Raw genomic sequence first — 13027 nt, 5'->3', positions numbered from 1 at the left:
CCGTTCGCTCCCTGCGGTGCTTACGTCGTCTGCGCGGCCCTCCCGGCTGCCCCTTTGAGTCCCGCCTCCCACCGCACAGCACCGCAGCCTCACGCCTCCCCAGCCTCGCGGCTCCCTTCGCTTCGCTCCGGTCGCCGCGTCCAGCGAGAATCGAAGATTCTCTGGCAGCCGGCGGCTTTGCCGCCGGCGACCTCGCGCGTGCGACTCGCGCCACCGCAACCGCTTTTAAAACCGGTCGCCGCCTTCTCTCACGGCCATTTTGGACCGACCTCCACGGTCGAGAACCGGCTCACGACGGCGCCGGACAAGCGTAAAGAGCCGCCGGCGAGAACAACGGGTATGAACGACACCGCAGGGCTCCGGCTCACGGTGCGTGCCGCCGAGAAGCGGGACGCGGGCCGGGGCATCGCCAGGCTCCCCGAGTCGGCCCGCAAGCGGCTCGCCCTCCTCAGCGGCGACACGGTCGAGGTGCGCGGCGAGCGCACCGCCGTCGCGAAGGTGTGGCCGGGCGGTCCCGACGCCGCCGACGGCTCCGTCCTCATCGACGCCGACACCCGCGCGAACGCCGGCGTGAAGGTGGGCGACACCGTGACGGTCGCCCCGGTCGACGTCTCCGACGCCGATCGCGTGACGCTTTCCGCGCCCGGCCGCCTCGCGGAGGTGGACGTGAGCCGCGAGGTGGTCGAGCGCGCGCTCTCCCGCGAACTGCGCGACCGCCCCGTCACGGAGGGCGAGGCCGTCCACGTCGAGCGGCTGGGCGGCCTCCGGTTCGTCGTCGCTCGGACGGCGCCCGCGGGGACCGTCCGAATCGCCGCTTCGACCGACGTCTCGGTCGAGTACGAGGACGACGCGGGGACCGCGAACGACCGCGTCGACGCGCCGCCCCGGCGCTCGGACGATGACGTCGGGAAGTCGACCGGGTCCGACGGCGCGCCGCCGGCGACCGACGCGGAGCCGAAGGCCGCCGACGCTCCGCCCGCCGAGCGCACCGCGGGCGCGACCTACGAGGACATCGGCGGGTTAGACGAGGAGCTAGAGCTGGTCCGGGAGACGATCGAACTCCCGCTCTCCGAGCCGGAGGTGTTCACCCGGCTCGGCATCGACCCGCCGAAGGGCGTCCTCCTCCACGGGCCGCCGGGGACCGGGAAGACGCTCATCGCCCGCGCCGTCGCCAACGAGGTCGACGCGACGTTCATCACCGTCGACGGCCCGGAGATCATGTCGAAGTACAAAGGGGAGTCCGAGGAGCGCCTGCGCGAGGTGTTCGAGCGCGCGAGCGAGGACGCCCCGGCGATCGTCTTCTTCGACGAGATCGACTCGATCGCGGGCAAGCGCGACGACGGCGGCGACGTGGAGAACCGCGTCGTCGGCCAGCTGCTCTCGCTGATGGACGGGCTCGACGCCCGCGGCGACGTGATCGTCATCGGCGCGACCAACCGCGTCGACACCATCGACCCGGCGCTCCGCCGCGGCGGCCGCTTCGACCGCGAGATCGAGATCGGCGTCCCCGGCGAGGCGGGCCGGCGGCAGATCCTCGACGTCCACACGCGCCGGATGCCGCTCGCGGACGACGTGGACTTAGACCGCATCGCGAACCGCACCCACGGGTTCGTCGGCGCCGACATCGAAGGGCTGGCACAGGAGGCGGCGATGACCGCGCTCCGGCGCGCCCGCGAGTCCGACTCCCGGGCGCTGAACGACGTGACCGTCGGCAAGGCGGACTTCGAGGCCGCCCACGCGAACGTCGAGCCGAGCGCGATGCGCGAGTACGTGGCCGAGCAGCCGACCACCGACTTCACCGACGTCGGCGGCCTCGACGAGGCGAAGGAGGAACTCGAACGCGCGGTGACGTGGCCGCTGTCGTACGGGCCGCTGTTCGACGCCGCCGGCGCCGACCCCCCGACCGGGGTCCTCCTCCACGGGCCGCCGGGGACCGGGAAGACGCTGCTCGCGCGCGGCATCGCGGGCGAGAGCGGCGTGAACTTCATTCAGGTCGCCGGTCCCGAACTCCTCGACCGGTACGTCGGTGAGTCCGAGAAAGCGGTCCGGGAGCTGTTCGACCGCGCTCGGCAGGCGGCGCCCGCGATCATCTTCTTCGACGAGATCGACGCGGTCGCGACCGACCGCGACGCCGCCGGCGGCGACGGCTCCGGCGTGGGCGAGCGGGTGGTCTCGCAGCTGCTCACGGAGCTAGACCGCGCCAGCGACAACCCGAACCTCGTCGTCCTCGCGGCGACCAACCGGCGGAACGCGCTCGACCCGGCGCTGCTCCGTCCCGGCCGCTTGGAGACCCACGTCGAGGTGCCCGAGCCGGACCGCGAGGCGCGCCGCAAGATTCTGGAGGTCCACATGCGAGAGAAGCCGCTGGTCGACGAGGTCGACTTGGAGCGCCTCGCCGACGAGACGGAGGGGTACTCCGGCGCGGAGATCGCCGCGCTGTCCCGGGCGGCCGCGATGCGCGCCATCGAGCGCGTCGCGGACGAGCACGGCGAGGCGGCCAACGACCACGCCGACGAGGTCGGGATCACCGGCGAGGACTTCGACGCGGCGCTCGAATCCGTCCGCCCCGAGACCGCCTGAATTCGGGTCCGAGCGCCCGACGCGGGCTCGGTCAGCTCCCCTCCGCGCCCTCGTCCGTCGCGGCCGCCTCCGGGCCGTCCCCGGAGCCGCTCTCCTCGGATCGCTCTGCGCCGTGACCGGCGTGCGCGTGCGCCTCCCCCAGCGCGCCGGCGCCGAACTCGTCGACGGGCGTGACGCTGTAATCGACCGTGAGGGTGTCCTTCGTCGCGCGGACCTTCCCGACGAACGTCGATATCTCGGCCAGTTCGCCCTCCAGCACGAACAGCTCCATGCAGTACTGCGACCCGACGTGGCTGTGGAAGTTGGAGGCGACGATCCCCTCCTGTTCGTGTCGCAGCCGCATCATCCGCTCCTCGACGCTCGTCGTCTCGTAGTTGAACAGGACCGTCACGACGGCCATCAGCGCCCGGTCCTCCAGCTTGGCGTCCTCGAACTCCCCGAGGAGGTTCCGGGAGGCCTCGCGGACGACCTCGCTGCGGCCGGTGTACCCGTGTTCGTCCGCGAAGTGGTCGATCCGATCGAGTAACTCCTCCGGCATGGACACGCTGACGACTGTCATGTATTAATCCACGCCGGCAAAGTTGTTAATCCTTGAGGTCCGGACTGTCGCGCTTCGGTCCGCGTTCCGGCCTGCTGCCTCTCTCGTCCCAGTCGATTCCCTCGGTCTCGCCGCCTCTCCCGCTTCCGTCGCCTCCCTCGGTCTCGCCGCATTCCGCTCCCCCGCCACCGCCCTCGATCCTATCTCCGAGCCACGCGTAGTGGTCGAGCAGCGCGGTCTCGCCGGCCTCGGTGAGCGCGTACACGTCCGCGATGCCCTCGGTGTGCCGGTCGAGGTAGCCGGCCTCGACGAGCGCGGTGAGGGTGCCGTAGAAGGACCCGGGGTCGATCCGCTCGTCGTAGTGCGATTCGAGCCGGCTCTTGGCCGACTGCGCGCGCAGTTCGCCGTGGTCGTACAGCAGCGCGCAGAGGTCGCGGCGCCGGCCGCTGTGGAACCACTTCGTCATGGATAGCGAGTCGCTCCGAGGAGGGATAAATCGCTCACGACGCGTCTCCCGCGCCGCCGACGCCGGCGCGCGCGTCGCCGTCGACCAGTTCGTCGAGGCGGTCGACTCGCCGGTCGCCGAGGATACACCGGCCGCGGTCGTCGTGGCCGACGCGCTCGACGTGGACCGCGTCGAGTCCGGCGTTCCAGGCGGCCGCCACGTCGCTCTCGCCGTCGCCGGCGTAGTAGCCGCGGTGCCGGCCCGGGTCGACCCCGAGCGACTCCATCGCGGTCTCGATCGGGTCGGGGTCCGGTTTCCACCCCGTCTCGTCGGTGCAGCAGACGACCGCGTCGAAGCGGCCGTCGAGGTCGACGCGGTCGAGGACCGGCTCCGCGAGGAACTCCTGACAGTGGGTGACGAGTCCGGTCGGTCCGCCGACCTCGCTCACGCGGTCGAGCAGGCGCGCGGCGTCGTCGTGGAGGAACGTCGCCTCCGCGCGGGCGACCGGGTCCTCCACAGCGTGGAACGCCGGCCAGAACGCGTCGGGGTCGACGCCGATGTCGCGGAGGGTCTCCCCGCGCGGGCCGCCCAGCCCGTTCCAGAGGACGTACGCCTCCCGGTCAGAGAACTCGCGGCCCAGTCGGGCGCCGACGCGGTCGAACACCCCCCGAGTGTACTCCCACTCGGCGTCGACGAGGGTCCCGTCGAGGTCGAACAGGTGGAAGTCGTAGTCGGCTATCCGCATTCGGTGACGCTTCGTCGGCACCGGATAAGTGGGTTGTGAAGCGGTCCCCGGCGCGACGTACGGCGGCGGAACGACCGAGACTCTCTCCTACCGGGTCACTCTCGAACGTGGACCGACGAGCCGAGGTACTTGCGGAGGACCTCGTCCACCGAGTCGGCGTTGAAGCGGTCCAGATCCGCGGCGATCGACTCCGTCAGCGCGTCGAGGTGCGCCTCGTCGGTGCGCAGTTCCCGGAAGTCGGCGGCGACGACCTCGACGCTCCCGGCGTCCGCGAGACCCAGCCGCGCCTCTGCCAGTCGGCGGAACGCCGGCTCGTCGCCGATCTCGCCGCGCCACAGGCGGTCGCGGAAGAACAGCCACCCGTCGGTCCCCGGCTCGGCCGCGGGAAGTTCCATCGTCGTCTCGAAGCGGTCGGGGTCGACGGCGGCGTCCGGCGGGTCAAGTCGAAATGCGACGCGGAAGACGTAGGCGGCCTCCATGGATCGCTCGTCCCCGGACCGACCCATAAAGGTATACCGCTCGGGGTCGTGGCCTCAGAGCATGTGGCAGCGACTCCGCGGCCTCGTCGGGCGCGCGTACCGACGACACCTCCGCCGCGAGATCGACGACGTCCCCGACCACGTCGCCGTCATCCAGGACGGGAACCGCCGGTACGCCCGCGAGCGCGGCGACGACGCCCCCGACGGCCACCGCGCGGGCGCGGACACCACCGAGCGCGTCCTCGACTGGTGCGCCGACCTCGGCGTCTCGGAGCTCACCCTCTACGCCTTCTCCACAGAGAACTTCGAGCGCCCCGACGAGGAGCTCGAACCCCTCTTCGACCTGTTGGAAGGAAAGCTCCGGGAGTTCGCGGACGCCGACCGCGTCCACGAGCAGGGCGTGCGCGTCCGCGCCATCGGTGACGTGCCTCGCCTCCCGCCGCGCGTCCGCGACGCGGTCGAGTACGCGGAGCGGCGCACCGCCGAAAACGACCGCTTCACGCTCAACGTCGCGCTGGCGTACGGCGGCCGGACCGAACTGCTCGACGCCGCGCGCGCCATCGCCCGCGACGTCGATGCCGGAGAGATGGCGCCCGAGGACGTCGACGTCGAGACCGTCGAGTCGCGGCTGTACGACCGGCCGATCCGCGACGTGGACCTGATCGTCCGCACCGGCGGCGACGAGCGCACCTCGAACTTCCTCCCGTGGCACGCCAACGGCAACGAGGCCGCCGTCTACTTCTGTGCGCCGTACTGGCCGGAGTTCTCCGAGGCGGACTTCCTGCGCGCGATCCGCACCTACGAGTCGCGCGAGGAGTCGTGGCAGCGCGCCCGGGCGGAGCGGGCCGCCGCGCTGGTGCGCGCGCTGGCCGAGGTGGAGTTCGCGGAGGCCCGCTCCGCCGCCGTTCGGCTCCGGGACCGGGTCCCGCGGCTCGACGGTACCCATCTCTCCGACGACGCCCTCGGCGGCGCCGAGGGCGATTCCGTCGGCCCGGTCGACGGCGACTCCGCCGGTCCGGTCGACGGCGACGCCACGGACTCGCCGGGAGCCGACTAGGCGGCGTCCGGCGCGATTCCTCCCTCGTTCCGCGTCAGCAGGTACAGCGCGAACGACGAGAGCCAGTGTGAGCCGGCGTAGTCGTCGGTGAGCACGTCCGCCGCCCCCGCCTCGGCGTGGCGGCGGGCCGCGGTCTCCAGCGGCTCCCGAAGCCGGGTCGCCGCCGGTCCCTCACGACCCGCCAGCGCGTCAGCCAGTCCGGCGAGACACCACGCGCGGGAGACGTTGAGCCCGATCAGGTGCATCGCGGCGCCGTCGCCCTCCTCGGGCTCGACGTCGACGGGCGCGAGCAGCGCGTCGTGGGGCGGCGCGGTGAGGTCCGGGAGGAAGCCGTCGAGCCACGCCGCGAACGGGCTAGGGTCGAGGACGCGGCGCATGAGGTCGGCCTCAACGAGCGCGGGCGAGACGAAGTCCCAGCCGACCGGCTCCGCCCCGACGACCGCGGCGGTGTCGTCGGCGTAGAGGCGGCGCGCCGTCGCCTCGGCCGCCGATTCGAGGTCGTCGTCTCCGACGACCCGCGCGTAGTCGAGGACGCCGGCGAGCGCGAACGCGGTGTTGCCGTGGCTGCCCACGCGCTGCGGGCGGTCGACGCCGAGGAACGACTCGCGGGTCCCGCGCCGGACCCGGTGTTCGAGCGGGCGGAGCGTCTCGCGCCACGCGTCGGCGCGCGGGTCGTCCCACAGTTCGAGTTCGGCGGCGAACCGGAGCAGCCACGACCGGCCGTACGGCTCCTCGAAGCCGGGGTTCTCGTCGAGGTACGCGACCTCGCGAGCGACGTTCTCGGGGGTGAGCCGCTCGTCGATGCCGGTTACGATCGCGGCCTCGTCCGGGTGGTCCGGAACGAGCCGCAGGGCGCGCACGAGCGCCCAGTGGCTGTGAACCGCCGAGTGCCAATCGAAGCAGCCGTAGAAGACGGGGTGGGTCTCGGCGGGACGCGGCGGCGCCTCGGGTCCCTCCGCAACCCCCTGATAGTGCGGGTACTCGGTCTCGACCCCGTCGAGCGGGTGGGCGGCCAGCGCCGTCGCGACCGCGTCGTCCATCGCGTCCGCCCGTCCGGCGCGGAGCGCGTCGGGCGAAATGTCCTCGAAGGCGTCCATACCGGAGGGTCCGCGGGGCGCCTGTTCAATCGGTCGGTCCCGTGCGGGACGGTGGCACGGAGAAGCGTTCTCTCGGGTCCGCTACGCCGGGTTCTTCCGCGTCAGGTCGCTGCCGCAGATCGGACACCGCTCCTTGTCCTCGTCGAAGGTGCGGTTACAGCCGACGCACTGGAAGCGCCACTCCCGCTCCTCGGAGATGCCGTCGCGGGCGATGGCCTCGACCGGGAGGTCGAGCCGCTCCGCGACGTTCTGCATCGCGTAGTCGTCGGTGACGAGGGTCGCGTGAAGCTCTAAGGCCGTCGCGATCAGCCGGATGTCGGTGTCGGACAGCTCCGCGGCGTCGCCCGACCCCTTCGCGGCCCGGCGGACCCGGTCGACCGCCTCCGGCGCCGGCACGTGGACGGTCATTCCAGAGCCCTCCATCGCGTCGAAGCGGAGGGCCACCTCGCCGGTCAGCTCCTCGTGGACCGCCGGGATGGAGACCACGTCGTCGTCGGTCGTGTACTCGTGGATAAACGCGGACGAGTCGAGGACCTGCATCAGCGGGCGACGACGATGTAGTCTTTCACCGCCTGCACGTTCGCGACCGGCACTCGGAGCCGCCCCATCTCGTCGACCTCGAAGTCGACGCGCTCGGGTCTGAGCTGCTCGTGCGGGCTGACCAGCAGGTGGTTCAGCTCGCCCGACTCGAGGTTCATCGTGATGTTGTACAGGTCCCCGAGCTCCGTGCCGTCGGAGCTCATCACCGCCTTCCCGGAGAGGTTCTCCGCGAGGATGTCGACCATACCCCCACGGTTCCGGGCGACGGTATTAAACGCCACGGGCCGTCGGACGGGCGACGGACGCGGACGTCGGGCTCGCCGCCGCGGTTCGTCGCGGCATTTTGAAAGGCTTAACTGACGGCCGGGCGGAAGAGAGGGTATAACCTTCTCGGGGCGATCACATATGACCGACCACACACACGCGGACACCCTGCGAACCCCAATCGTCGCCGTGCTGGGCCACGTCGACCACGGCAAGACGAGCCTGCTCGACACGATCCGCGGCTCCGCCGTCAGCGAGGGCGAGGCCGGCGCGATCACCCAACACATCGGGGCGACGGACATCCCGCTCGACACCATCTCCGGGATGGCCGGGGAGCTGATCGACCCGTCGGACTTCGATCTGCCGGGGCTGTTGTTCATCGACACGCCGGGGCACCACTCCTTCTCGACGCTGCGCGCCCGCGGCGGCGCGCTGGCCGACATCGCGGTGCTCGTCGTCGACGTGAACGACGGCTTCCAGCCGCAGACGGAGGAGGCGATAGACATCCTCCGGCGGACGGGGACCCCCTTCGTCGTCGCGGCCAACAAGGCCGACACGACGCCCGGCTGGAACCCGCAGGACGGCGAGCCGATCCAGAAGAGCATGGAGGCGCAGTCCGAGCGCGCGAAGTCGATGCTCGACGAGAACCTCTACGAGATCATCGGCCAGCTGTCCGACGCCGGCTTCTCGGCCGACCTCTACTGGCGCGTCCAGGACTTCCAGAAGAACATCGGCGTCGTCCCGCTGTCGGCGCTCACCGGCGAGGGCGTCCCGGACCTCCTCACGGTTCTGATGGGCCTCTCCCAGCGGTTCATGAAAGAGGAGATGGCGATCGACGTCACGGGCCCGGGCGAGGGGACGGTCCTCGAGGTGAAAGACGAGCGCGGGTTCGGCGCCACCGTCGACACCGTCGTCTACGACGGCGTGATCCGCAACGGCGACACCGTCGTCGTGGGCGGCCAGAACGAGCCGATCGTCACCGAGATCCGCGCGCTGCTCCGCCCCCGCCCGCTCGCGGAGATCCGCACGGAAAAGGAGTTCGAGAAGGTCGGAGAGATCGGCGCCGCGGCGGGCGTGAAGATCGCCGCGCCCGACCTCGATCAGGCGATGGCGGGCGCGCCGGTCCGGGTCGTCCGCGACCGCACCGTCGACGAGGTCGTTGAGGAAGTGAAGGCGGAACTCGCGGAGATCGAGGTCGAGACGGCCGAGAACGGCGTCGTCGTCAAGGCGGACACGCTCGGCTCGCTGGAGGCGATGGCGAACGCCCTCCGCGAGGCCGAAGTCCCTATCCTCCGCGCCGAGGTCGGGGACATCGCGCCGCGCGACATCGCCGTCGCGGAGACCGCGAATCAGGACGAACACAAGGCCATCCTCGGCTTCAACGTCGACCTCCTCCAGAACGCGGAGTCGGACTTAGAGAACGCCGACGTGAAGCTGTTCAAGAACGAGGTCATCTACCAGTTGGTCGAGGACTACGAGCGCTACGTCGAGGAGAAACAGCGCGCACAACAGGAGACGGTGCTGGACAAGGTCGTGCGCCCGGCCCGCTTCCGTATCCTTCCCGACCACACGTTCCGACAGAACGACCCCGCGGTCGTCGGCGTCGAGATAATCTCCGGCACGCTTCAGAACAACCGCAACGTCGGCTACTTCGAGGGCAACGAGTTCGAGCGCGTCGGCGGCCTCTCCGGGATTCAAAAGCAGGGCGACGACGTCGACGAGGCGCGCGCCGGCGAGCGCGTCAGCATCGCCATCGACGGGCCGACCGTCGGCCGCGACATCGAGGAGGGCGACACGCTCTGGACCGATGTGCCCGAGAAGCACGCGAAGATCTTAGAACAGGAGTTAAAAGAGGAGATCACCGCCGACGAGCGCGAGGCGCTTCAGGGGTACCTGGAGACGCGTCGGAAGCGCGACCCGTTCTGGGGGAAGTAGCCGGTTCTCCCGTCGCACCTGTTCCGGACCATCTTCTACTCGGCCCGACGGACGCCTCCGAGGGTCACCCGTACACCAGAATAATCACGGCGACAAACGCCAATTCTCCGCCGACGAGGAGCGCCGCGAGCAGCCACGTCCGGTAGTTCCAGAGCCACTCGCGGGCGCTCGCGAACCGGTTCTCGCCGGCCGACTCCGACTCGGCGCGGTACGCGGCGTCGACCCGCCAGCCCGTCTCCGAGTCGTACGTCGCGGGGACGCGCGCGCCGACGAATTCGTCGACGTCGAGCGGCGAGACGCCCGCGGCCTCCAAGAACGCTAAGAACGCCTCGGACTCTTGGAGCGAGCCGTCGCGGGGGGCGTCGAACCGCTCGGTGTGGGTCGCGTCGCCGTGCGGGGGGCGCATCTCGACGGCGACGCGGTCGCCGACGGAGCGCACCTCCGTGACGATCAGCGCGTTCTCCTCGTCGTTGAGGTACGCCTCGCGGAGCCGGCGTTTCACCTCCTCGTCGACGCCGGCGTCGAGGTCGTCGGGGAGGGGGTCGGCGTCGTCGTCCGATATCGGATCGCCGCCGATGTCGTCGGCGCTTTCGCGGTCGGCGGTCGTCGAGACGCCCTCGTCACCGCCGGATCGGTCCGCCATCGATCCGGAGTTGGCGACGCGCTCTCATAAGGTCACGGCCGCTGTAGGTGACCGTTTTCGTCGCGGACGACCCGTGGACCGAGCCCGCCGAAGCCCCAGCCGCACGGCTGTACGAAAGTGGCACTTATAAATCGACGATCGACACGAACCCCGCCGAAGCCCCAGCCGCGAGGCGATACGCGATCACCGACCTGAACACGACCGCCGAAGCCCCAGCCGTGAGGCCTCCTGACGCTCGCTGCGCTCCTCGCTCGTTCACTCCGCTCACTCGCTGTGGTACTTGCGTCACCTCAGGAGGCCTCACGGCTGCCCCTTCGAGTCCCGCCCCGCACAGCCCGCGCCTCACACCTCCCCAGCCTCGTCGCTGGCGGTCTTCGCTTCGCTCGACCGCCACCGACTCCCTCGCGCGTGCTCCTCGCGGCCGCCGATGGCGGCCGCTCGCAGGCACGCGCCACCGCATTTCGACCGTCAGCCGCTCACTGGAGCCGGTAGCGGAGGATGGCGGCGATGCCGCCGAGGTTGGCGAGCTGCTCGCCGGGGGCGAACTCCGAGGAGAAGACGACCACGTCGCCGCCCTGCTGCTCGACCGACTCGATCACCTCGTTGACGTCGATGTTCCAGTCGCCGTCGCCCTGCCGCTCGGTGCGGAGGCGCTCGTCCACGACGAGCAGCGTCTCGACCGCGCCGAACTCGGCGGCCTCGGCGGTGTCGTCCGGCCCGTACGTCGCTTTCGCCTCCGTGGCGATGTTCTCCGTCAGCTCGTCGATGAGGCTCGCCTCCTTCGAGATGCGGGTCTCCTTTTGCACCTCGTCGACCGCGCCGCGCTTGAGCACCTCGTGGACGCCGCGGTCGCCCACCGCGGAGGTGTCGACCGTGCTGATCTGGTCGGCCAGGTCGCGGTACTCCTCCTCGATGTAGTCGAGCGCGTCGTTCTTCGTGAACCCCGGGCCGGCGAGGATGACGGCGTCGGCGTCGAGGTGCGCGAGCGCCTCGCCCAGCTCCGCGAACAGCGACTCGCGGGGCTGGGCGTACTCGTCTTTCCCGGTCGACTTCGTGAACGAGGCGTACTCTTCGGTGCCGTACTGCTGGACCGTGTGGACGTAGGCGGCGCCCTCCTCGACGGTGGCGATGGCCACGTCGGGGTTCTCCGCGGCCTCGGTGGCCTCTTCGAGTCGCTCGGTCTGGTCCGGCTTGAAGTGCTTCTCGACGGTTATCTCGTCGTGCTCCTCGACGTTGAGCGTGTGGTGGGCGTTGAGCTGGTCCTCCCGCGAGCAGCCGACGATGACACCGCCGACGCGGAGGCGGTTGGCGAACCGCGCGAACTCCACGTCGTCGACCTCCAGCGTGACGAAGATGTGCTCGCGCTGCCCGCCGGTGTCCCGCATCTGGTCGTCGTTCCGCTGGATCCGTCTGGTGGTGTCGCCCTCGACGAGGTCCCCGGGTTCGAGGACGTGCGCGAGGTGCCAGAGGTCGTCCACGTTCTCGGGGACCAGCGTGAGCCGCTCCCGGCCCTCCTCGCCGTACCCCCGCTCGGAGATGCGCATGTCCGGCCGTTCGCTCGCGCCCGTATCAACTCTTGTCTTCCGCCTCGGAGAGCGCGGGCCCCCACTCGAAGCCGCCCTCCGGGTCACCGTCCGCGTCGCCGCCGTCGGCCGCGTCGGCCGGACTAGTCCCGTCGCCGCCGCCGGTCGCGTCAACGGCGTCGGTCGCGTCTCTCTGGTCGCCCACCGGAACGTCGCGGCCGACTTGGACCGTGGCCGGCGGCTCGCTCCGCATCGGCTGGCCGCCGTCGCCCGACACGACGGGGGTCGGCGCGTCGCCGCGCGGGCGGTCCCGGTCGCGGACCGCGTCGACGCCGCGCGCCGTTCCGACATCGGGACTCGCCCCGTTCCGGGTCGCGTTGCCCGACGGGCGCGGACCCGCGTCCGCGCTCGGGTCTCCCCGCAGGGCGCCCGCCGCGCCTCGCCCGTAGAGACCGTGTGCGACGACCCGGACGGCGAACGCGACCGCGACGCCGACGACGAGCGGCGCCGTGGGCGCCGCGACGGCGTAGCCGACCGCGAGCGCGCCGACGCCGAGGGTCCACCCGGTTGCGTACGGACCGGTCGCGGCGACACCGACCACCGTCCGTGGGTTCAGCCCGTCCCTAAGCCGCCCGGACTCCGCGAACGTCGCGAGCGCCGCGGGCCGGAGGTACGCGAACGCGAGGAGGTACGCGCCGACGAGCGCGAGGACGACGCCGACGCCCGTGGCGGCGACGGCGGCCGGGCCGTTCGGACCGAGCGCGGACTCGACGGCGGCCGCGACAGCCGCTGGATCGGCCGGCCCGGCGACGAGCGCGGCGGCGGCGACGCCGCCGACCGCGAGGCCGCCCGCGAGCGGCGCGAGGAGGGCGGCGGACAGCAGCGCGGACTTGAGACCGTCCCTGAGCAACTCCCCCCACGCGACGAGCGACGGCGCGCCCGTCGCCTCTCCGGTCTGGATCGCGTTGCGCGTCACGCGGACGAAGTAGCCGCGCGCGACGAGCCACGGCGCGAGCGCGACGGGGGCCGCCACGACGAAGGCCGGGCTGACGAACAGGACGCTACCGAGCCACAGCGGCGTCAGGACCCACGCGAGCAGGGCCACCAACCCGCCGACGAGCACGACGCCGGCGGCGTCGTCGGTTCGCTTCAGTGCCGTCGCGGCCGCGGTAAGCATGTGA

13 protein-coding genes are annotated in these 13027 nt (G+C 71.4%); 3 read left to right on the top strand and 10 right to left on the bottom strand.

The annotated features are described in order from the left end of the window. Positions 1 to 339: 339 nt before the first annotated feature. A complete protein-coding gene (locus KI388_RS09500; RefSeq protein WP_215086406.1) occupies positions 340 to 2580 on the top strand; it encodes an AAA family ATPase in 2241 nt (746 codons plus the stop codon). Positions 2581 to 2611: 31 nt separating this feature from the next. Here the strand turns inward: KI388_RS09500 and KI388_RS09495 are convergent, their stop codons facing one another. The 4 genes from KI388_RS09495 to lwrS all read right to left on the bottom strand — a co-directional run bounded on the left by KI388_RS09495 (position 2612) and on the right by lwrS (position 4787). After that, positions 2612 to 3139 carry a CopG family ribbon-helix-helix protein gene (locus tag KI388_RS09495; RefSeq protein WP_251133132.1) on the bottom strand — a complete coding sequence of 176 codons (528 nt, stop codon included), beginning with the start codon at positions 3137 to 3139 and terminating at the stop codon, positions 2612 to 2614. A 25-nt stretch (positions 3140 to 3164) separates the two neighbouring features. Beyond that, entirely contained in the window at positions 3165 to 3584 is a 420-nt protein-coding gene (locus KI388_RS09490; protein ID WP_215086405.1) for a PadR family transcriptional regulator, read from the bottom strand. A 34-nt stretch (positions 3585 to 3618) separates the two neighbouring features. Next, the gene (locus KI388_RS09485) at positions 3619 to 4308 is read right to left on the bottom strand and encodes an HAD family hydrolase (protein WP_215086404.1); all 690 of its coding nucleotides are present in this window, start codon (positions 4306 to 4308) and stop codon (positions 3619 to 3621) included. Between the two features lie 95 nt (positions 4309 to 4403). After that, the gene (lwrS, locus tag KI388_RS09480; RefSeq protein ID WP_215086403.1) at positions 4404 to 4787 is read right to left on the bottom strand and encodes an LWR-salt protein; all 384 of its coding nucleotides are present in this window, start codon (positions 4785 to 4787) and stop codon (positions 4404 to 4406) included. 61 nt (positions 4788 to 4848) lie between these two features. On the opposite strand from lwrS, the gene uppS reads away from it, so the two are divergent. After that, on the top strand, positions 4849 to 5844 hold the full coding sequence (gene uppS / locus KI388_RS09475; protein ID WP_215086402.1) for a polyprenyl diphosphate synthase: 996 nt from the start codon (positions 4849 to 4851) through the stop codon (positions 5842 to 5844). Here the strand turns inward: uppS and KI388_RS09470 are convergent. From KI388_RS09470 to KI388_RS09460, 3 genes are all read right to left on the bottom strand, one after another. After that, entirely contained in the window at positions 5841 to 6941 is a 1101-nt protein-coding gene (locus KI388_RS09470; protein WP_215086401.1) for a DUF2891 domain-containing protein, read from the bottom strand. The two genes, uppS and KI388_RS09470, sit on opposite strands and share 4 nt — an antisense overlap. Before the next feature lie 81 nt (positions 6942 to 7022). Next, a complete protein-coding gene (locus KI388_RS09465; RefSeq protein ID WP_215086400.1) occupies positions 7023 to 7481 on the bottom strand; it encodes an NOB1 family endonuclease in 459 nt (152 codons plus the stop codon). Beyond that, positions 7481 to 7726, bottom strand: coding sequence for a PRC-barrel domain-containing protein (locus tag KI388_RS09460; RefSeq protein ID WP_128909330.1), 246 nt, complete (start codon positions 7724 to 7726; stop codon positions 7481 to 7483). The genes KI388_RS09465 and KI388_RS09460 overlap by 1 nt, the downstream gene beginning before the upstream one ends. 160 nt (positions 7727 to 7886) lie before the next feature. Between KI388_RS09460 and infB the strand changes: the two genes are divergently transcribed. Further along, positions 7887 to 9680, top strand: a complete 1794-nt coding sequence (infB, locus tag KI388_RS09455; RefSeq protein WP_215086399.1) for a translation initiation factor IF-2 — start codon at positions 7887 to 7889, stop codon at positions 9678 to 9680. 64 nt (positions 9681 to 9744) lie between these two features. On the opposite strand, the gene KI388_RS09450 is transcribed toward infB, so the two are convergent. From KI388_RS09450 to KI388_RS09440, 3 genes are all read right to left on the bottom strand, one after another. Then, a complete protein-coding gene (locus tag KI388_RS09450; RefSeq protein ID WP_215086398.1) occupies positions 9745 to 10323 on the bottom strand; it encodes a hypothetical protein in 579 nt (192 codons plus the stop codon). A 476-nt stretch (positions 10324 to 10799) separates the two neighbouring features. Continuing rightward, entirely contained in the window at positions 10800 to 11867 is a 1068-nt protein-coding gene (locus KI388_RS09445; RefSeq protein ID WP_215086397.1) for an mRNA surveillance protein pelota, read from the bottom strand. Positions 11868 to 11892: 25 nt separating this feature from the next. Then, complete coding sequence (locus tag KI388_RS09440; RefSeq protein ID WP_215086396.1) at positions 11893 to 13023, bottom strand: DUF4013 domain-containing protein; 1131 nt, start codon at positions 13021 to 13023, stop codon at positions 11893 to 11895. Positions 13024 to 13027: the final 4 nt, after the last annotated feature.

The organism is Halorubrum sp. 2020YC2, assembly GCF_018623055.1.
Lineage (GTDB): Archaea > Halobacteriota > Halobacteria > Halobacteriales > Haloferacaceae > Halorubrum.
The sequence above is the reverse complement of the archived record's forward strand: the minus strand, read 5'-3'. Positions and strand labels throughout refer to the sequence as shown.

What these genes read in the sequence shown, in the direction of transcription:
- KI388_RS09500 (WP_215086406.1), top strand. Translation starts at nt 340, where the DNA reads ATGAACGACACCGCAGGGCTCCGGCTCACGGTGCGTGCCGCCGAGAAG.
- KI388_RS09495 (WP_251133132.1), bottom strand. Translation starts at nt 3,139, where the DNA reads ATGACAGTCGTCAGCGTGTCCATGCCGGAGGAGTTACTCGATCGGATC.
- KI388_RS09490 (WP_215086405.1), bottom strand. Translation starts at nt 3,584, where the DNA reads ATGACGAAGTGGTTCCACAGCGGCCGGCGCCGCGACCTCTGCGCGCTG.
- KI388_RS09485 (WP_215086404.1), bottom strand. Translation starts at nt 4,308, where the DNA reads ATGCGGATAGCCGACTACGACTTCCACCTGTTCGACCTCGACGGGACC.
- lwrS (WP_215086403.1), bottom strand. Translation starts at nt 4,787, where the DNA reads ATGGAGGCCGCCTACGTCTTCCGCGTCGCATTTCGACTTGACCCGCCG.
- uppS (WP_215086402.1), top strand. Translation starts at nt 4,849, where the DNA reads ATGTGGCAGCGACTCCGCGGCCTCGTCGGGCGCGCGTACCGACGACAC.
- KI388_RS09470 (WP_215086401.1), bottom strand. Translation starts at nt 6,941, where the DNA reads ATGGACGCCTTCGAGGACATTTCGCCCGACGCGCTCCGCGCCGGACGG.
- KI388_RS09465 (WP_215086400.1), bottom strand. Translation starts at nt 7,481, where the DNA reads ATGCAGGTCCTCGACTCGTCCGCGTTTATCCACGAGTACACGACCGAC.
- KI388_RS09460 (WP_128909330.1), bottom strand. Translation starts at nt 7,726, where the DNA reads ATGGTCGACATCCTCGCGGAGAACCTCTCCGGGAAGGCGGTGATGAGC.
- infB (WP_215086399.1), top strand. Translation starts at nt 7,887, where the DNA reads ATGACCGACCACACACACGCGGACACCCTGCGAACCCCAATCGTCGCC.
- KI388_RS09450 (WP_215086398.1), bottom strand. Translation starts at nt 10,323, where the DNA reads ATGGCGGACCGATCCGGCGGTGACGAGGGCGTCTCGACGACCGCCGAC.
- KI388_RS09445 (WP_215086397.1), bottom strand. Translation starts at nt 11,867, where the DNA reads ATGCGCATCTCCGAGCGGGGGTACGGCGAGGAGGGCCGGGAGCGGCTC.
- KI388_RS09440 (WP_215086396.1), bottom strand. Translation starts at nt 13,023, where the DNA reads ATGCTTACCGCGGCCGCGACGGCACTGAAGCGAACCGACGACGCCGCC.